The 16,937-nt window shown below is 70.3% G+C and carries 13 protein-coding genes, 1 pseudogene and 1 riboswitch; of the genes and pseudogenes, 4 read left to right on the forward strand and 10 right to left on the reverse strand.

Annotated elements, in window-relative coordinates:
• Window positions 1-53: 53 nt before the first annotated feature.
• The 5 genes from ACN26Y_RS18775 to ACN26Y_RS18795 form a co-directional block, all read right to left on the reverse strand.
• Entirely contained in the window at window positions 54-1,520 is a 1,467-nt protein-coding gene (locus ACN26Y_RS18775) for an acetyl-CoA carboxylase carboxyltransferase subunit alpha/beta (protein ID WP_230688631.1), read from the reverse strand.
• Entirely contained in the window at window positions 1,517-1,669 is a 153-nt protein-coding gene (locus tag ACN26Y_RS18780) for a hypothetical protein (RefSeq protein ID WP_155331538.1), read from the reverse strand. The genes ACN26Y_RS18775 and ACN26Y_RS18780 overlap by 4 nt, the downstream gene beginning before the upstream one ends.
• A gap of 146 nt (window positions 1,670-1,815) precedes the next feature.
• A complete protein-coding gene (locus ACN26Y_RS18785; RefSeq protein ID WP_422733149.1) occupies window positions 1,816-4,098 on the reverse strand; it encodes a glycosyl hydrolase family 18 protein in 2,283 nt (760 codons plus the stop codon).
• A 241-nt stretch (window positions 4,099-4,339) separates the two neighbouring features.
• Window positions 4,340-5,365 carry an LLM class F420-dependent oxidoreductase gene (locus ACN26Y_RS18790; RefSeq protein WP_155331540.1) on the reverse strand — a complete coding sequence of 342 codons (1,026 nt, stop codon included), beginning with the start codon at window positions 5,363-5,365 and terminating at the stop codon, window positions 4,340-4,342.
• A gap of 16 nt (window positions 5,366-5,381) precedes the next feature.
• A complete protein-coding gene (locus ACN26Y_RS18795) occupies window positions 5,382-5,798 on the reverse strand; it encodes a nuclear transport factor 2 family protein (protein WP_155331541.1) in 417 nt (138 codons plus the stop codon).
• 79 nt (window positions 5,799-5,877) lie between these two features.
• On the opposite strand from ACN26Y_RS18795, the pseudogene ACN26Y_RS18800 reads away from it, so the two are divergent.
• Window positions 5,878-6,423: pseudogene (locus ACN26Y_RS18800) on the forward strand (PadR family transcriptional regulator); the annotation flags it as partial.
• A gap of 129 nt (window positions 6,424-6,552) precedes the next feature.
• On the opposite strand, the gene ACN26Y_RS18805 reads toward ACN26Y_RS18800, so the two are convergent.
• From ACN26Y_RS18805 to ACN26Y_RS18815, 3 genes are all read right to left on the reverse strand, one after another.
• Window positions 6,553-7,782, reverse strand: a complete 1,230-nt coding sequence (locus tag ACN26Y_RS18805) for a trypsin-like serine peptidase (RefSeq protein WP_155331543.1) — start codon at window positions 7,780-7,782, stop codon at window positions 6,553-6,555.
• 95 nt (window positions 7,783-7,877) lie between these two features.
• Window positions 7,878-8,744 carry a GNAT family N-acetyltransferase gene (locus ACN26Y_RS18810; RefSeq protein WP_155331544.1) on the reverse strand — a complete coding sequence of 289 codons (867 nt, stop codon included), beginning with the start codon at window positions 8,742-8,744 and terminating at the stop codon, window positions 7,878-7,880.
• A gap of 41 nt (window positions 8,745-8,785) precedes the next feature.
• Window positions 8,786-9,859: a DMT family transporter gene (locus tag ACN26Y_RS18815; protein ID WP_155331545.1), complete on the reverse strand. Its 1,074-nt coding sequence runs from the start codon at window positions 9,857-9,859 to the stop codon at window positions 8,786-8,788.
• A gap of 72 nt (window positions 9,860-9,931) precedes the next feature.
• Here ACN26Y_RS18815 and ACN26Y_RS18820 point away from each other — a divergent pair, with 72 nt between their 5' ends.
• A complete protein-coding gene (locus tag ACN26Y_RS18820; RefSeq protein WP_422733150.1) occupies window positions 9,932-10,873 on the forward strand; it encodes a LysR family transcriptional regulator in 942 nt (313 codons plus the stop codon).
• A gap of 51 nt (window positions 10,874-10,924) precedes the next feature.
• Here ACN26Y_RS18820 and ACN26Y_RS18825 read toward each other — a convergent pair whose 3' ends face one another.
• Entirely contained in the window at window positions 10,925-11,920 is a 996-nt protein-coding gene (locus ACN26Y_RS18825; protein ID WP_155334163.1) for a ribonucleotide-diphosphate reductase subunit beta, read from the reverse strand.
• 35 nt (window positions 11,921-11,955) lie between these two features.
• The gene (locus ACN26Y_RS18830) at window positions 11,956-14,349 is read right to left on the reverse strand and encodes a ribonucleoside-diphosphate reductase subunit alpha (protein ID WP_155331547.1); all 2,394 of its coding nucleotides are present in this window, start codon (window positions 14,347-14,349) and stop codon (window positions 11,956-11,958) included.
• Window positions 14,350-14,469: 120 nt separating this feature from the next.
• Window positions 14,470-14,688: riboswitch (cobalamin riboswitch) on the reverse strand.
• 117 nt (window positions 14,689-14,805) lie between these two features.
• On the opposite strand from ACN26Y_RS18830, the gene ACN26Y_RS18835 reads away from it, so the two are divergent.
• The gene (locus ACN26Y_RS18835) at window positions 14,806-15,249 is read left to right on the forward strand and encodes an OsmC family protein (protein ID WP_155331548.1); all 444 of its coding nucleotides are present in this window, start codon (window positions 14,806-14,808) and stop codon (window positions 15,247-15,249) included.
• A gap of 266 nt (window positions 15,250-15,515) precedes the next feature.
• Window positions 15,516-16,904 carry a cellulase family glycosylhydrolase gene (locus ACN26Y_RS18840; protein ID WP_155331549.1) on the forward strand — a complete coding sequence of 463 codons (1,389 nt, stop codon included), beginning with the start codon at window positions 15,516-15,518 and terminating at the stop codon, window positions 16,902-16,904.
• The last annotated feature ends 33 nt before the right edge of the window (window positions 16,905-16,937 follow it).

Genomic DNA, 16,937 nt, shown 5'->3' on the forward strand with positions numbered 1-16,937 from the left:
CGAGCCGGGGGCAGGCGACCTGGCGATCGCGACCATTCGGCGGGAGTTCGCGGTCAGAGTCGACGGTAGCGGGCCCGGCGGGCCTGGAGGCGGTCCGCCGGGTCGACGTCGAGCAGGGTGGCCAGCTCGTGCGCCAGTACCGCCCCCAGCCGGTCGAGGAACGCCGCGGGCTCGTCGGCGGCGTCGGGTCGCTCGGCCACGATCCGGTCCACGATGCCCCTCGCCCGCAGGTCCTGCGCACGGATGCCCTGCGCGGCGGAGATCTCCGGCGCCCGTTCGACGGTGCGATGGAGGATCGCCGACGCGCCCTCCGGCGGCAGCGGCGAGAGCCAGCCGTGCGCCGCGGCGATGACACGGTCGGCCGGCAGGAGGGCCAAGGCGGCGCCGCCGCTGCCCTGACCCAACAACACGCACAGGGTCGGCACCGGCAGGGTGACGAGATCGGCAAGGCAGTGGGCGATCTCTCCGGCCAGGCCACCCTCCTCGGCCTGTGGTGACAGGGCGGCGCCCGGCGTGTCGACAACGGTGACGACGGGCAGGCCCAACTCCGCGGCGAGCTTGAACCCCCGCCGGACGGCCCGAAGGCCAGCGGGGTCGGGCGGGCTGTCGCGCCGGTCGTGTCCGACAACCACGGCGGGGGCCTCCCCGAAGCGGGCCAGCACCACGATCACACCGGCTCCGGTTTCGCCGCTCTGCGTACCGTGCAACGGCACGACATCCCGGCCGGCGTGTCTCAGCAGTCGGCGGATGCCGGGACGGTCTGCTCGCCGGGATCGTCGGACGGCGTCCCAGGCGGTGCGTTCGTCGGGCGGGTCTTCCGCCGGGACGGGCGGACGGGGGAGGCGGCGCGGCGCGCTGAGAGTGGCCAGCGCTCGCGCGGCCAGCGGCGCCACCTGCTCCGGCGCGACGACCGCGTCGATCAGACCGTGTCGGTGGAGGTTCTCGGCGACCTGCACGCCGGCCGGGAACGGCGAGCCGGTCAGCGCCTCGTGCACCTTCGGCCCGAGGAAGCCGATCAGCGCGCCCGGCTCGGCGACTGTCAGGTGCCCGAGGGACCCCCACGACGCGTACACGCCGCCGGTTGTCGGGTGCCGCAGGTAGACCAGGTATGGCAGCCCCGCGGCCTTGTGCGCGGTGATCGCCTGGCTGATCTTCACCATCTGCACGAACGCGATCGAGCCTTCCTGCATCCGGGTGCCGCCGCTCGCGGGCGCGGCCAGCAACGGGATCCGCTCGGCGGTCGCCCGCTCGACGGCCCGGGTGAGCCGCTCGGCCGCCGCGACGCCGATCGAGCCGCCGAGAAATGCGAACTCGCCGGCGATGACGGCGACCCGCCGCCCGCCCAGCCGGCCCGCGCCGGTGATGACCGCCTCGTCGACTCCGGTGGCCCGGCGCGCGGCCGCCAGCGCCTCCGCGTAGTCGGCGTCGAGCGGGGTTGGGTCGGCAACGGGTTCGTCCCACGACTCCCAGGTTCCCGGCTCGATGACCAGATCGATCAGACCCCGTGCCGATCTCCTCACGCCGGGTCGACCTCCGCGTACGGGCAGCCGCCCGAGGGCCGGGCACGGCCCGGACCCCGGTCGAAGATGGCGTCGTCACCGGTGCGGCCGGTCCGCGGCGCCGCCCGGTGGGCGTCGGACGCCGCCTCGTCAACCTGGTCGCCAACCATGACGACACCGTAGTCGTCGCGGACCCGGCGACGCTCACCTTGTCCCACGCCACGTCCCGGACCACCCAGGGCGGTGAGCGGATCGCCGCAGCGGACGTGGGTGGCGGAGCGGGGTCGGCCGAACTCCGCCACCCGGGCGAACGTGCTCAGTTCAGTCCGCCGTCGACGGCGTTCATCAGTGTCCCGGTGTCGCCGGACATCTCCCAGATCATCACGCCGAGCAGACCCTTGGACTTCAACCAAGCGGTCTTGCGCTGCAGAGACCAGGGGTCGTCGAACGTCCACCACTGGCCACCGGGCCCGGTGTAGCAGTACGTCGAGATCGACTGCTCGTCGTGGTGGACGGTGCAGCCCGGCACGCTGGCGATCAGGTTGCTGTAGCCCCGCGTACCGGCCTCCTCCGCGAACTGGCCGGGCGCCGCGCCGGTGGCGGCCTGCCACTCGCCGTGCACCCCGCCGTCGGTCACGCCCTGCCAGCCGCGGCCGTAGAACGGCAGCCCGATGGTGAGCTTGCGCGGGTTCACGCCGGCATCCAGGTAGGCCTGGATGGCGTCGGCATAGCTGAAGTGGACGGTGTACGGGTCCTGCGCGTCGGTGTAGAGGTTGGAGGCGTGGCCCGTCCGGTTCGGCTCCCATGAGTTGTCGCTGCCCGCGCCGTGGAAGTCGTATCCCTGCACGTTGGCGAAGTCCATGTAGTCGAACACGCTCGGGGTGCCGTCGGAGGTGCTGATGTCCCAGCCGGCAGCGATCTTCGCGGGGTCGGCCGGCGTGAACGCGGTCAACAGGTACCGCTTGCCGGTGGTCGCGCCCAGCTCATCGAGTTGCCGGCGGAACTCGGCGAACAGCAGCAGGTTGTTCGCCTTGTCCTGCGGGCCCCAGTGGTTGCCCGGGTGTCCTTCGGCACCGGGCCATTCCCAGTCCAGGTCGATGCCGTCGAAGATGCCGGCGGCCACGCCCGCGCCGCCGGCGCCGTTGTACGCCGGCAGGTCGCCCTTGATGTACATGTCGATGCAGGACTTGACGAACTTCTTCCGCGCCGCGTCGGTGGCCGCCGCGTCGGAGAAGAACTTCGAGTACGTCCAGCCGCCGAGCGAGATCAACACCTTGAGGTGCGGGTGCTTGGCCTTGAGTTTCTTGAGCTGGTTGAAGTTTCCCCGCAGTGGCTCCCAGCCGGTGTCGGCGACCCCGTCGACGGACTGCGCCGCGCTCATCGGTCGGGTGTAGTCGGCGTCGGCGTCACCGGCGCCGGTGCCCTGGTCGGGGTCCTGCGGGTCGGGGGTGGTGCCCTTGGTGACGCCGTTGAGGCAGGTCAGGTTCACCGGGTCGAGGTTGGTGAAGGCGTAGTTGACGTGGGTCAGCTTCGCCGCCGCGCCGGTGGTGTCCAGGTTCTTGACGAAGTACTGCCGGCCGTAGATGCCCCACTGGACGAAGTATCCGACCCGGGCATGGCCGCCACCGCCGACCACGTCATCGGTCGTCGCGGTGACCGCGTTGCTGGCCGCCGAGGCGTTGTCGTACCGGTCGCGGGCCTTCACCGTGAACGTGTACGCCGTCGACGGCGCAAGCCCGGTCACCGTCGCGGTGGTGCCGGTGACGGACAGGGCCAGGGTGCCGCCCCGATAGACGTCGTAGCCGGCGATCCCGCTGGCGTCGGTCGAGGCGTTCCAGGCCAACGACACGCTGCTGGACGTCCTGCCCGTCGAGCGCAGGTTGCCCGGTGGACTTGGCGCCGTGTTGTCGTCGGACGGGTTGAGCGTGGTCACCGTGACCGGTGTGCTCGCCGCGGACCGGTTCCCGCGGGTGTCCTTCGACGTCACGGTGAACGTGTACGCCGTGTCGGGGGACAACCCGGTGACCACAGCCGACGTGCCGGTGACGCTGGTGGCGAGGGTGCCGCCGCGGTAGACGTCGTAGCCGGCCACCGGGAAGTCCCCGCCGGCTGCCGCGTCCCAGGCCAGCGACACGGTCCTGGTGGTGCGGCCGGTCGAGCGCAGGCCGGTCGGGGGCGACGGTGGCCGGTCGGCGCTGCCGTCGCACTTGCTGCCGTTGATCCGGCAGTTGGTCGGGGTGCCCGGTCCCGAGGCGATGAACCAGAAGCTGTACGGCTCGGTGCTGCCACCGGGCTGGACCGATCCGTTGTAGTACTCGTTGACGACGGTCACGTGACTGCCGGACACGGTGGCCTTGCCGTTGTAGGAGCCGCTCATGGTGACGCCGGACGGTAGGTCGAACTCCAGCGTCCAGCCGGTGATGGCGGCGCTGGTCGGGTTCGCGACGACGTACCTGGACTGCCACCAGGAGCCGTGGTCGGCGCTGGAGAAGGTGGCGGTCAGGCCGGCGGCGGCTGCCGCTGGCGTGGCTGTGATGACGGCGGTGGGCAAGAGCAGCAGAGCGAGGGCCGCGACGGTGGCGCGGCGCGGTAGATGCATGGCGCGCTCCTTCTGACCTGGCGGGACCGGCGCCCGCAGCGATGGACGTCGCTCTCAGTAAAGTTTGTTAACAGTCCACCGTCAATAGCCATCCATCGATGGATGTCGGAGTCGAGGTGACGCCGTCAGGCTGGAGCGGGCCGGCCAGCAGGTGGCGGCGAGAGGTGCCACCGGTCGGCCCGCACCGATGGCACTGCCGCTACGGCCGGTCGAGGAACCGGCCGTAGCGGCAGTGGGCTCCTCAGTCGACCAACTCGGCGAACTGGCGCAGCTGTCGTGGGCCGCCCTGGACCAGCAGGGTGGTGATCACCGTCTCGCGCCACCGCTGCAGCTCGTCCTTGATCTTCGCGGTCGGCCCGATCAGCGCGATGTCCTCCACCAGCGCGGTCGGTACGGCGGCGATCGCCTCCTGCTTGTTGCCAGCCAGGTACGCCTCGGTGATGACGTCGCACTCCCGCTCGTATCCGAGGCGGGCGATGACGTCCCGGTGGAAGTTGGCCGACTTGGCACCCATGCCACCGACGTACAGTGCGACGAACGGCCGGATGCGATCGGCCGCCCGCTCCACGTCGTCGTCGACGACGATCGGCACGGTCGCGGCGATCTCGAACGTGTCCGGGCCGCGCCGGGCGCCCGGTCGGGCGAAGCCCTCGGCCAGCGCGGAGCGGTAGAAGCCGTCCGCCTTGGGGGAGAAGAACAACGGCAGCCAGCCGTCGGCGATCTCGGCGGCCAGCGCCACGTTCTTCGGCCCTTCGGCGGCGAGGAAGATCGGGATGTCGGCGCGCAGCGGGTGGACGGTGGACTTCAGCGGCTTGCCCAGGCCGGTGCCGCCACGGTGCGGCAGCTGGTAGAACTCGCCGTCGTACTCGACCGGGCCGGTGCGGGCGAGGACGGCGCGGACGATTTCGATGTACTCCCGGGTGCGGGCCAGCGGCCGGGGGTACGGCTGGCCGTACCAGCCCTCCACGACCTGGGGGCCGGAGGCGCCGAGCCCGAGGATGAACCGGCCGCCGGACAGGTGGTCGAGGGTGAGCGCCGCCATCGCGGCCGCCGTCGGCGTGCGGGCCGACATCTGCATGATGTTGGTGCCCAGCCGCACGCGGGAGGTGCTGGCGCCCCACCAGGCGAGCGGGGTCAGGCAGTCCGATCCGTACGCCTCGGCGGCCCAGACCGAGTCGAAGCCGAGGCGGTCGGCCTCCGCGATGGCCTCCGTGACGCCGGCCGGGGGGCCGGAGGACCAGTAGCCGGTGGTGTACCCGAGTTTCATCGCGCGACCTTCCGTGTCACGGGGCGATGCCGTCGGCGGCGAGACCGGCGACGACCGCCTCGCTCAACGTGGTGACGGCGGACAGCGGGCGGACCATGACCGTGAACTCCTCGATCAGACCGTCGTCGCCGAGCTGGAGCAGGTCGAGGCCGTGGATCTGCTTGCCGCGCACGGTCGCGCGGAAGATGAGGATGTGCGACTCGACCGGTCGGCCCGCCGTGCCGATCTCGGCCTCGCCGGCCAGTTGCCCGACGTACCGGAAATCCTCGAACGTGCGTAGGAGCACGCCGAGGAGCCCGTGGACGGCCGGCGCCCCCTCGAACGGGGTGAACTTCACCGGACTGAAGAAGCGGACGTCCGGGCTGAACAGCCCCTCGAACGCGGCCGGGTCCCCGGCCTCGACTGCGGCACGGAACCGCTCGACGGTCGTCACGGCGCGACCTCCCCTATAGTCAATGATAGGAGTAGTCATATCACTGACTAGGCGACGAGGGAAGTGGGAGGTGTGGCCGATGGCGTTGCGTCACGCCGTGCTGGCGGCACTGCTCGACGGCGAGTACAGCGGGTACCAACTGGCCAAAGCCTTCGACGTGTCGCTGTCGAACTTCTGGTACGCGGTGCCCCAGCAGCTCTACGCCGAGCTGGCCAAGCTGGAGCGCGAGGGGCTGATCGTCGGCCGGCAGGTCATCCAGCGGGACCGGCCCAACAAGCGACTGTTCACGGTCACCGAGGCCGGCCTCGCGGAGCTGGCCGCCTTCGCCGCTACGCCGTCGAAGCCGTCGTCCATCCGGGAGGATCTGCTCGTCATGGTCCAGGCCGTCGACCGGCTGGACCCGGCCACGGTCATCGCCCAGCTCGAGGAGCGCGCGGCCATGGCGGCGGCGAAGGTCGACCTCTTCGATCGGATGCTACGGCGGCTGCGTGGCCAGCGGGACGAGGAGACGTTCCTGCGCGAGGGCGACCGCATCGGGCCGTACCTGACGTGTCTGCGCGGCCGTCGGTTCGAGCAGGAGAACCGCGAGTGGTGCGAGCAGGTCGCGGCGCTGCTGCGCGCCCGCCCGACAGCCACCGACCCCGGCCCGTCCACCGTGCCTGACCACGAGGCGGCGCCGACCGCGCCCGCCGCGCCCCACCGGGACCCGAAGGGGCCGTTGGGGCGCCGGTAGCGCCGCAACGGCCCACCGTCGTCAGCCGTTGTCGATCAGGCCGGCGATCTCGTTGTAGATCACGTGTGCCTTGGCGCCCTGGTTCGACGGGCAGCCGCCGAGGTGGTGCAGGGCGATCACCCGGTGGCTGGCGTTCAGCACCGGCGAGCCCGAGTTGCCGCCAGAGGTGTCACAGCTGTAGCTGATGTTCCAGGTGTTGTAGTTCGCGTTCCGCACGGTGCACCTCGTGCCACCCTGGGCGTTCTCGTAGATCGACAGCCGCTTCGGGCTGCCGTCGCCGTGTCCGGGGATGTACATCTGCGCGCCGGTGCTGGTGGCGGTGGTCGCCAGGTACAGCGTGCCGAAGCCCTGGATGCTGGTGAAGTTGTTCACCGAGTACAGGGTGTAGTCGAGTTGGCTGGAGCCGCCGCTGCTCACCCGGTAGAGGGTGGCGCCGCTCACCTTGGTGCCGGGGCCAGGGTTGGCGCCGCCGCAGGTGGCGCACTGGTAGTTGAACTGCATCTCGCTGCCGCTGACAGTCGACTGCGTCGACATGCAGTGCTTGTTGGTCAGCATGCGGTTGGTGTTGCCGACCCGCCAGGTGGTGCACAACCCACCGCCGCTGATCAGCAGCCGCGCCACCGCGTTGCTGCGGGCGTACTCGCTGGGGTGGCTGTTCTGGTAGCAGACCACGTCGCGGCGGGCGTCGGTGCTGCAGACGGAGAGCGTGGAGAGGTTGTACTGCGTGATCTCCGTCCGGTCGTAGCCGCGCCAGAACCGGTCGATGGTCGCGGCCCTGCCGTGCGCGGGGCGGCTGCTGTGCAGCGTCACCACGGCGGTGTCGCCCTCCACCGACATCGCCCAGAAGCCCGGCTGTCCGTCGGTGGTGTAGTCCGAGCTGGTCGCCCGGTTCAGGTAGCGGTCGTACCGGTAGCTCTCCCGGCCGTCGGGGCTCGACACGGTGACGTAGTCGCCGTGAGCCAGTCGCAGTGAGCTGAAGTGCACCTTGACGTACGCCGCGCCGGGGTGCCGGATGATCTGTCGCCGGCCGGCGCGGGCGTAGGACAGCGAGCCGTCCACGGTGCGAAGTTCACCGACCGTGGTCACGCCCTCCGCCGAGAACTGATCCGATTCCGGTGCCCGCTCGGAATGCGGTGCGAGCGGTTGAGCCGAGTACGCCTCGGCGGCGGGCACCGACACCAGGCTCAGCCCGAGCGTGCACGCACTGAACGTGACCGCCGCCGTCCGTAGGCGACGCAGGACCTGTCTCATTGTCGCTCCTCCCAGGAACCAGCACTAGAACGATAGATGTAAGTCTATCGATATAATGACGGTCTGCGGCACCCCGGAACGGTCAGGACGGTTTCCTAGGCGCTCCGGTGCAGGTCCCGCACCTCAGGGAGCTGTTCGAAGCCGGCCGACCGGTAGGTGGCAACGGCGCCGACGTTGGAGCTCTCGGCGCACACGATCGCGCTCGACGAGCCCAGTGCCCGGAGGGCGGCCGCCGCGGCGACGGCGACCGCCTTGCCGTAGCCGTGTCCGCGATGGTCGCGGTGCACGCCCACCGGTTCCAGCAACCCGGGCTTCCCCGGACCGGCGGACCACACCGTCGCGGCCGCCACCGCGGTGCCCTGGTCGTCGTACGCGACCAGGCACCGGGCGTCGGCGTACGGTGATCCGGCGGCCATCGCGTGCCAGCGCTCGTCGGTGAAGGTCGACCTGTCGAACGACGCCCGCTGGACGGCGGACCGCACGTGCGCCCGCGCCGGGCCGATCAGCTCGATCCGCACGCCGCAGCCCTCCACCGGCTCCGCGAGGTCGCGCCGCAGCGGTGTCCACGGCTCGTCGGCGTCCCACCCGTCATCGAACAGCAGCCCGTGGAGCAATGCGCCACATCGTGCTTCGATGTAGACGTTCCCCTGCGGCAGGACGCCGCGCTCCGGCCGGGTCACGTCGGTGACCATCTGTCGGGCAAGCTCCTCGTCGTCCTGAACGTCCGGTGCGATCGCCAGTCGTAACAGGCCGGGACTGTCCAACAGCCCGACGGCGAGAATCTGTCCGTCACGGCTCCAGGTCCGGACCGCCGCGGCCGTCGCCTCAGCGCCGAACCGCCAGTGCCAGCCCAGGTCCCCTGGGTGCAGCTGCATCGGCGCCCCGTCGTACTGCCACTCCCGCAGCACGCGCACGGCCTCGCTCAACCCATCGACTGCTGGCTCGCTCAACACGATCGACACAGTCTGATCAGACACCGTGGTGGCGCCATGCCGAAAGCGAATTAGCAACAGGCACGCGGGCGCTGCGATGAGCCGCACCGGGCGGCCGGCTCAGCCGATGGCGCCACCGCCTGCGGTTCGCCGGATTTGCTCTGCGCGGCCGCCGGCGCCCCGTGGCAGGCGCGGTCGGGTTGGTCGGGCGCCGGGCGTGAGGCCTGATCCTGCTTCCGGCCCCTCGCTGGGCGGACCTGGAGAACAGCGACGGACGACAGCACCAGGGCACCGCCGGCGAGCTGAACTGGGGTCAGGGATTCGCCGAGGGTGAGCGCCGCCAGTGCGGTGGTGACCACGGGTTCGAAGGTGGACAGGATGGCGGCGGTCGACGGACCGGTCCGCTTCAGGCCGGCGAAGAAGGTGAGCATCGCCAACACGGTGGAGACGCCGGCGATGCAGGCCAGCCAGAACCATCCCGGCAACCCGAAGCCGAGGTCGACCCCGCCGGTGAACCCGGCGCGGGCGCCGAGGGTGCCGGCAGCCCCGGCCATCACCAGCGCGGACAGCACCACGGGCGGCAGCCGGTGCACGACGGTGTCCGCGACGAGGATGTAGATGGTGTAGGTGATCGCCGAACCGAAGGCCAGCAGCGCGCCGAGCGGGTGGAAACTCACCCCGCCGGCGCCGAGCAGGACCAGCAACGCTCCGCCCGACGCGGCCACCAGCGCGGCGGAACGTCCGGGGGTCAGCCGATCCCGGCCGAGCAGTACCGCGCCCACGGTGACCAGGACCGGGTAGGTGTAGAGGATCAGGGACAACAGCGAGGCATCCATCAGCTGCAAGGCCGAGAAGAACAGGCCCGCCTGGGTCGCGTACCCGATCGCGCCCAACCCGATGGCGGTAGCCAGCACCCGGCCGTGCCCTGCCGGTGCCCGACCGGCCGGTAGGCCACCGTGTGCACCCGGTTCCGCTCGTCGTAGCCCCGGCCGCAGGAGCAGGAGAACCCCCAGCAGCGCGGCCGCCAGGCTGAAGCGCACCAGCAGCAGAGCCCCCGGTGAGACGCCGGCGTCATAGGCGAACTTGCCGAAGATCGCCATAGCGCCGAAACAGGCCGCGGAGACAAGACACAGTGCGGGACCCATGCGTCGAGCATCAACCACCAAAACCGTCAGGTCTAGCGATGATTGATGGAGCGAACTCATTAGAATTCCTACATGGTCGCATTGGATCTTCGCCGCCTCCGCTTCCTTCGGGAATTCGAGGAGCGCGGCACCCTCGGAGCCGTCGCCGCCGCTCTGGGCTACAGCCCGTCGACGGTCTCCCAGCAACTGACCCTCCTGGAGAGGGAGACCGGTGCCCGGCTGTTCGAGAAGGCCGGGCGCGGCGTCCGGCTCACCGACGCCGGGCGACTGCTGGCCCAGCATGCGCGCGTGCTGCTGTCGGCGGCGGAGGCGGCGGAGGCGGACCTGGCGGCCCTGGGCGGCGACATCCGGGGCGCGGTGCGAGCCGGCGGCCTGCAATCGGCGGCTCGCCGTCTGCTGGTGCCCGCTGTGGCCCGCATGACGGCCGACCACCCGCAGGTGCGCGCGGAGATCTTCGAACTCGAACTCGAACAGGCGCTACCCGGCCTGCGGCTGGGCGCGGTCGACCTGATGATCGGCGACGAGTACGACGGCCACCCCCGGCCCCGGCCGGCAGGGCTACGCTTCGCGCTCCTGCACGAGGAACCGCTGAAGGTCGTGTTACCGGCAGCGCATCCACTCGCCACAACGGGAGGACCCGTGTCGGTCGCGGCGCTGCGATCCGACGTCTGGGCCGCCTCCGCCGAGGGGACCGGCCACCACGCCATGGTGGTCGGGACCTGCCGGTCCCTCGGCGGGTACGAGCCCGACCTGCGACACCGCGCCAGCGACGCCGACGTGCAACTCGAACTCGTCCGCGTCGCAGCAGCCGTCGCGTTGATGCCGGCGTTGACCCTACCGACCGGCGATCCCGCTCTGGCGATCCGTGACGTTGCCGAAGCCACCCTCCGGCGCCGCCTGGTCGTCGTCACCCGAGACACCCCGCCGGCTCCCGCACTGACCGCTCTCCTGGCAGCGGTGACGGATCAGACGCGCAAGATCAACGGAGATCCGGATCAGCTACCGTCGAGGTGAGCACGGCCTCAGTCAGGTTCGCGGTGCAGCCGTTCACCCCCCGGCCGTTGCTCAGAAGTCGTCGTCGAAGGTGACGCTTCCGGTGACGCCCACCTGGTACGCCGACACGCGCCGCTCGAAGAAGTTCGACAGTTCCTGTACGTCCTGCAGTTCCATGAACGCGAAGGGGTTCGTCGAGCCGTAGAGCGGTGCAATGCCGAGCTGGGCGAGCCGGCGGTCGGCGACGTGCTGCAGGTACAGCCGCATGTCGCCCAGGGAGAGCCCGGAGACGCCCTGTTCGAGCAGGTCCTCGGCGAACTGGACCTCGCACTCGACCGCCTCGGCCAGCATCTCCCGGACCCGCTGGACCAACTCGTCGTCGAACAAGTCCGGCTCCTCACGCCGTACGGTGTCCACCACGTCGAAGGCGAACGCCATGTGCATCGACTCGTCGCGGAACACCCAGTTGGTGCCGGAGGCGAGGCCGTTGAGCAGGCCCCGGGAGCGCAGGTAGTAGACGTACGCGAACGCGCCGTAGAAGAATAGGCCCTCGATGCACGCGGCGAAGCAGATCAGGTTGAGCAGGAACGCCCTGCGGTCCTCGCGGCTCTTCAGCTCGCGGAGCTCGAAGACGGAGTCGATCCAGCGGAAGCAGAACTCGGCCTTGCGTCGGATGGACGGGATGTTCTCGATCGCGGCGAACGCCGCGAAGCGTTCCTTCTCGTCGGGGACGTACGTGTCGAGCAGGTTCAGGTAGAACTGGACGTGCACGGCTTCCTCGAACAGCTGCCGGGACAGGTAGAGCCGGCCCTCGGGGGAGTTGACGTGCTGGTAGAGGTTGAGCACGAGATTGTTGGCGACGATCGTGTCGCCGGTGGCGAAGAACGCGACCAGGCGGGACACCAGGTGCTGCTCGGCGGGGGAGAGCCGGGCCAGATCGGCGAGGTCGGAGTGCAGGTCGACCTCCTCGACGGTCCAGGTGTTCCTGATCGCGTCCTTGAACCGGTCGAAGAAGTGCGGGTAGCGCATCGGGCGCAGGGTCAGATCCATGCCGGGGTCGAGCAGCATGTGCCGGGTGTCGGTACGGGGTTCGGACGTCGTGGTCACTGGCAGGCCTCGCAGCTCTCGGGGTTCTCCAGGGAGCAGGCCAGCGCCTCGGCGTCGGCGGCGACGACCGGAGGCGCGACCGCCGTGGGCGCGACGGCGACGGTGGCCTGCTGGATCCGCGTCGCGGGACGCGAACGCAGGTAGTAGGTGGTCTTCAGCCCGGACTTCCAGGCGTACAGGTACATCGACGACAGCTTGCCGATGGTCGGCGCCCCCATGAACAGGTTCAGCGACTGCGACTGGTCGACGTACGGTGCGCGGGCGGCGGCGAGGTCGATGAGTGCCCGCTGGGGGAGTTCCCAGGCGGTGCGGAACAGTTTCCGCACGTCGGTGGGCAGATCGGTGATCCCCTGCACCGATCCCTCGGCGCGCTTGATCTGGTCGCGGATCTCCGGCGTCCACCGTCCCCGCGCCTTCAGCTCGCGGACCAGGTACGTGTTGACCTGGAGGAACTCACCGGACATGGTCTCGCGTTTGAACAGGTTGGACACCTGCGGCTCGATGCACTCGTAGCAGCCGGCGATCGAGGCGATCGTGGCGGTCGGCGCGATCGCGACCAGCAGCGAGTTGCGCAGGCCGTGCGCGGCGATCGCCGAACGCAGCGCCGCCCACCGCTCGGTCTGGGCGGGTTCGACACCCCACAGGTCAGGGTGCAGCTCACCGCGGGCGGCGCGGGTCTCGGCGTACGCGGGATGCGGGCCGAACCGCTCCGCCAGGCCGGCCGACGTCTCCAGGGCGGTCAGGAAGATCTCCTCCTGCACCCGGGTGGACAGCTCCTTCGCCTCGGCCGAGTCGAACGGCAGGCGCAGGGTGAACAACGCGTCCTGCAGGCCCATCAGGCCGAGCCCGACTGGCCGCCAGCGCGGGTTCGATGCCGCGGCCTGGTCGGCCGGGTAGTAGTTGATGTCGATCACCCGGTCGAGGAAGACCACCGCGGTGCGTACGGTCGAGCGCAGCTTCTCCCAGTCGACCCCGTCCCCGGTGACGTGCGCGCCGAGGTTGACCGAGCCGAGGTTGCACACCGCGGTCTCGGTGTCGCTGTTCACCTCGAGGATCTCGGTGCACAGGTTGGACAGGTGGATGGTGTTGCCCGGTACGCCGGTCTGGTTGGACAGCCGGTTCGACGGGTCCTTGAACGTCATCCACCCGTTGCCGGTCTGCGCCAGCGTCCGCATCATCCGCCCGTACAGGTCTCGGGCCTTGACCGTCCGGACCGCCTTCTTCTCGGCGATCCGGTAGGCGGCGTCGAACTCCTCGCCATACAGGTCGGGCAGCTCCGGCGCGTCGGAGGGGTCGATCAGCGACCAGTCGCCGTCCGCCTCCACCCGGCGCATAAACTCGTCCGGGATCCAGTTGGCGAGGTTCAGGTTGTGCGTACGCCGGGACTCCTCCCCGGTGTTGTCCCGCAGCTCCAGGAACTCCTCGATGTCCGGGTGCCACGGCTCCAGGTAGACGCAGGCCGCCCCCTTGCGACGGCCGCCCTGGTTGACCGCCGCGACGCCGGCGTCGAGGGTCTTGAGGAACGGCACGATGCCGTTCGACCTGCCGTTCGTGCCGCGGATCAGCGCGCCCCGGCCGCGTACCCGCGACCAGGCGATGCCGATGCCGCCGGAGAACTTCGACAGCTTCGCCACCTGGTGGTACCGCTCGTAGATCGAGTCCAGCTCGTCCCGTGGCGAGTCGACCAGGAAGCAGGACGACATCTGCGTGTGCCGGGTGCCCGAGTTGAACAACGTGGGTGAACTCGGCAGGTACGCCAGCGACGACATCAGCCGGTAGAAGCGGATCGCCTCGCCCGGCGTCCCGGACAGCCCGCAGGCCACCCGTAGCAGCCAGTACTGCGGCGTCTCCACCACCAGCCGCGACTCGGGGTGGCGCAACAGGTAGCGGTCGGCGACGGTGCGCAGCCCGAAATACTCGAACCGCAGGTCACCGACAGGGTCCACGGCGTCGTCGAGCTTGCGGGCGTTGCGGGCCACGAACGCGGCGGTGTCGTCACCGATCAGGCCCAGCCCGTGGGCGTACCGGATGGACTGGCTGAAGCTCGCCACACCCTGCCCGCGGACCTCCTTGTCCACGTACGCGGCCAGCAACCGCGCCGCCAGTTTCGAGTACTGCGGCTCCTCGCCGATCAGTTCCGCCGCCGTCTGGATCGACAACTTGTCCAGCTCCGCGGTCGTCGCCCCGTCGTAGAGACCACTGATCGTCTTCGTGGCGACCCGCATCGGGTCCACCTCGTCCAGGTCGGCCACCCACCGCTCGACCGCCTTGACGATCTTGTTGACGTCCACCGGCTCGGCGTCGCCGTTGCGTTTGCGGACCTGCATCACCTGCCGGCGCGGCTCCGGTGCGCCCGCGCCGGACGCGAGCCTCTCCTGTACGACCGTCATGACCTCTCCTCGCGCTGTCTCCGATGGCCCTCGGACGCGGGAGAACGCCAGCGGACCCGACGGACGGCAGGCCCGGCTGCTGGCGTCGGTCGTCCCGCGCGACCTCCGACCGCCGCGCGCACAGGCGCACGGCGCGCTGGCAGGTCTTCGGACTCGCGGGCCTGACCGGGGTCGCCGGTCGCCTACTGGCCGTCGCTTCCCAGGCCCGATCAGGCCCAGTGCTCGATGACGGCGGTCGTTCCCACTCACCGCTGCGGGGCAGTCCCGGACTCGCACCGGGTTCCCTCTTGCCTCGACCGCCCCTGCGGGAACGGCCGAACCAGCTGCGGGGAACACCATATATGCCGACACCGTCGAGCAAGCAACACTAGATGTCGCGTCGGCGTGTCAGCTTCGTCTCACCCGATCATCCACCTCTCCCGGCGGCCACCGGCCCGGTTGGGTAGCGTCCCGGTCATGAGTGAGGACACCTTCCGCTCCGTCGAGATCGAGCGCACCAGCGTCGGGCAGTACGTCGCGCGGAACGTCCGCGGCGGATCGCTGCCGATGGGCGCGGGTGAGGACGCCAGCTTCACACCGGTGGAGCTGCTTCTGGCGGCCATCGGCGGTTGCACCGCGATCGACGTGGACCACATCACCAGCCGCCGCGCCGAGCCGACCCGGTTCACCGTCAAGGTCAGCGGCGACAAGGTCCGGGACGAGACCGGAGGGAACCGGATGCGGAACCTCACGGTCGAGTTCACCGTGGAATTCCCGATGGACGAAGACGGCGACAAGGCGCGTGCGGCGCTGCCCCGGTCGCTGCAGCAGTCGCACGACCGGCTCTGCACCGTCTCCCGTACCGTCGAACTCGGCACCCCCGTGTCGACCGTCGACGCTTCCGGCCGAGCCGGGAACTGACGCTACGGCCGCCCGGGATATCGCGGCTCGTCGTTGCTCCCCGGGACGCCGGCCGGTGACACGGTGGGGGAGCGGCTCTCCGCGTTCCTTACCGCAGTTGCGCGTGGCCCTGCTGGCGCTCGCCCGCCATCACGGACCGCCGGTGGGCCTCGACCGCCCGTTGCCAGAACATTTAAGTATGTTTATAGTTCGATTGCGATGCGCCGCGGCGCCGTCCCGATGCCGGCCGCGCGAGCCGTTCGGGCGACGTCTCCACCGGAGGACCTGTGAAGCTGAACGTCAGGAATCTCGTCCTGGCGGGCGTCGTCGCGGTCATGGCGGCGGTCCCCGTGGCCGTCGGCGCCACCGCGGCCGCGGCGGCCACGCCGACCGCGACCTTCGTCAAGACCTCCGACTGGGGATCTGGTTGGGAGGGCCGGTACACCATCACCAACCGGGGCGGCAGCACCCTCGACTCCTGGCGCGTCGAGTTCGACCTGCCGGCGGGTACCAGCGTGGGCTCGTACTGGGACGCGTTGATGACCCGGGACGGGCAGCACTACAGCTTCACCAACCGGTCCTGGAACGGCACGCTCACTCCCGGCACTTCGGTGACGTTCGGCCTTCTCGGCAACGGGTCCGGCAGCCCCACCGGTTGCCGGCTCAACGGCCAGCCGTGTGACGCGACCCCACCGCCGACGACGAGCCCACCCCCGCCTCCACCGACCACCGCGCCTCCCGCCAGCACGCCGGTGGCGGCGAACGGACAGCTCCAGGTCTGCGGACGGCAACTGTGCAACCGGAACGGCAAGCCGATCCAACTGCGGGGGATGAGCACGCACGGCCTCCAGTGGTACGCCAACTGCGTCACTCCCGCCTCCCTCGACGTCCTCGCGCAGGAGTGGCGGGCGGACGTCCTGCGGATCTCGATGTACGTCCAGGAGGGCGGCTACGAGACCGATCCGCGCCGCTTCACCGACCTGGTCCATCACTACATCGAGCTGGCCACCGCCCGCGGCCTCTACGCGATCGTCGACTGGCACATGCTCACCCCCGGGGATCCGAACCACAACCTGTCCCGGGCCCGTACCTTCTTCGCCGAGATCGCCGACCGCCACCGCGACAAGACGAACGTCCTCTACGAGATCGCCAACGAGCCGAACGGCGTCAGCTGGAGCGCCGTCAAGAGCTACGCCGACCAGGTCGTCCCCGTCATCCGCCAGCGGGATCCGGAGGCCGTGGTGCTCGTCGGAACCCCCGACTGGTCGTCGCTCGGTGTCTCCGGGACCGGTGGTGGCGTCGACACCATTGCCGCCAACCCGGTGGCCGCGACCAACATCATGTACGTCTTCCACTTCTACGCCGCCTCGCACGGCGACCGGTACTACGACACGTTGGCGCGCGCGGCGGACCGGCTCCCGATCTTCGTGACCGAGTTCGGCAGCCAGGAGGCCTCCGGCGACGGTCCGAACAACTTCACGATGACCCAGCGCTACCTCGACCTGCTGGCGAGCAGGAAGATCAGTTGGGTGAGCTGGAACTACTCCGACGACTTCCGCTCCGGCGCGGTCTTCACCGGCGGCACGTGCGGCAGCGGGCAGTTCAGCGGTACGGGCCGGCTCAAGCCGGCCGGCGGTTGGGTGCGCGAGCGGATGCGCACGCCGGACGACTTCTGACCGTCCCGGCGCCCTCGGTCGTCGACCGCTCGG

Source organism: Micromonospora sp. WMMD558 (assembly GCF_049315255.1).
In the GTDB taxonomy this organism is placed as follows: Bacteria; Actinomycetota; Actinomycetes; order Mycobacteriales; family Micromonosporaceae; genus Micromonospora.